The organism is Streptomyces sp. NPDC006265 (assembly GCF_040613555.1).
GTDB lineage: Bacteria > Actinomycetota > Actinomycetes > Streptomycetales > Streptomycetaceae > Streptomyces.
In genome coordinates this window covers 1-1,336 of record NZ_JBEXSH010001430.1, presented here as the reverse complement: position 1 = coordinate 1,336, position 1,336 = coordinate 1, and the positions used below count along the sequence as shown (strand labels likewise).

The following is a 1,336-nucleotide window of genomic DNA, read 5'->3' as shown; positions in this document are numbered from 1 at the left end:
GTGGGCGACATGGACCTGGGCCGTGCCGATGATCTCGCCGTCCTCGTCGGCGACGAGCTGCCCGAAGTGGGCGTCCGGGTGGGCGTGCGTCAGGGTGTGCACCACGGACTCGGGCGTGGAGAGCATGTACGGAAGGGCGAGGCGACGGGTGGTGGAGAAGCCCTCGGCGTCGGCTGGGACGCCGGGGCGCAGGTCACGCACGATCACGGTCATGGAGGCGCACGCTACGCGTGGAGCCGACCGGGGTGCCTCTCATTTTCCGCCGGGTGCGCGACAATCGGCCTGTGACCTTGAAGATCGACATCGACGACAGCGCCCCGCCCTACGAGCAGGTGCGGGCGCGGATCTCCGAGCAGGCACGGTCGGGTGCGCTGCCGGTGGGGTACCGGCTGCCGACCGTGCGGGGGCTGGCCGAGTCGCTGGGCCTCGCCGCGAACACGGTCGCCAAGGCGTACCGGGCGCTGGAGGCGGACGGGGTGATCGAGACGCGGGGCCGCAACGGCACGTTCGTGGCCGCCGCGGGCTCGGCGGCGGACCGCGAGCTGGCGACGGCGGCGCAGGCCTATGCGGAGCGGTCCCGGCGGCTCGGGCTCACGCAGGCCGATGCGCTGGCGGCGGTACGGGACGCCCTGCGGGCGGCTTACGGGGAGTAGGGCGTCGGGCTGCTGGTCGGGTGGGCCTTGTGCGGGAGCGTATGGCTGCGGGCCGAGGGGTGTTCGCGCTCACACGGCGGAGCCGCACATCGATACGGACCCGCGCCCCCGGGGCGACGCCCGTAAGGGGCGCGGGGAACTGCGCGACCGGCCAGAACGGCGCCGCAGCCGACTTACGGTCTTCCGCCGCACATCGTCGTGGCGAGCGTCGCCGCGGCGGAGAGGAAGGGATGGTTCAGCCGGCCCGCGCCAGACGCTCGGGTGTCCGCGTGATGTCCAGCCCCACAGACCTCCCCGCCCGTGCGAACGCCATCGCGTCCTCCACCGCCGCGCCGCCCGGGTCGTTGTTGAAGTACGCGTAGACGTCCTCGCCGCCGGACCAGGTCGTGGCGATGCGGTCGAGCCAGGTGGCGAGGGAACGGCGGCCGTAGCGGGGCCAGGGCAGGGCGCGGCCCTGGTGGAAGCGGACGTAGCCCCAGTCGGTGGTGCGCCACAGGGGTGTCGCGGGACGGGCCAGGATGTCGGCCCAGCACAGGGCGGCCCGCCGGGACTCCAGGACGCGGCGGACCTCGGGTGTCCACCAGGAGTCGTGGCGCGGCTCGACCGCGACCCGGGTTAGCGGATGGCGTTGGTGACCAGCTCGCTCACGACCAGCTCGGCGGTGAACGTGGCGTCGATGAGCC

Annotated in this window: 2 protein-coding genes and 1 pseudogene; 1 reads left to right on the top strand and 2 read right to left on the bottom strand. The window is 73.7% G+C overall.

Going from position 1 to position 1,336, the window contains the following annotated elements; translation table 11 throughout:
* Positions 1-213, bottom strand: a pseudogene (locus tag ABZ281_RS49525) (GNAT family N-acetyltransferase); the annotation flags it as partial.
* A 71-nt stretch (positions 214-284) separates the two neighbouring features.
* Here ABZ281_RS49525 and ABZ281_RS49520 point away from each other — a divergent pair.
* A complete protein-coding gene (locus ABZ281_RS49520) occupies positions 285-653 on the top strand; it encodes a GntR family transcriptional regulator (RefSeq protein WP_356665430.1) in 369 nt (122 codons plus the stop codon).
* 235 nt (positions 654-888) lie between these two features.
* Here the strand turns inward: ABZ281_RS49520 and ABZ281_RS49515 are convergent.
* The coding region (locus tag ABZ281_RS49515; RefSeq protein WP_356665428.1) for a DUF72 domain-containing protein at positions 889-1,336 on the bottom strand (448 nt) is incomplete at its 5' end.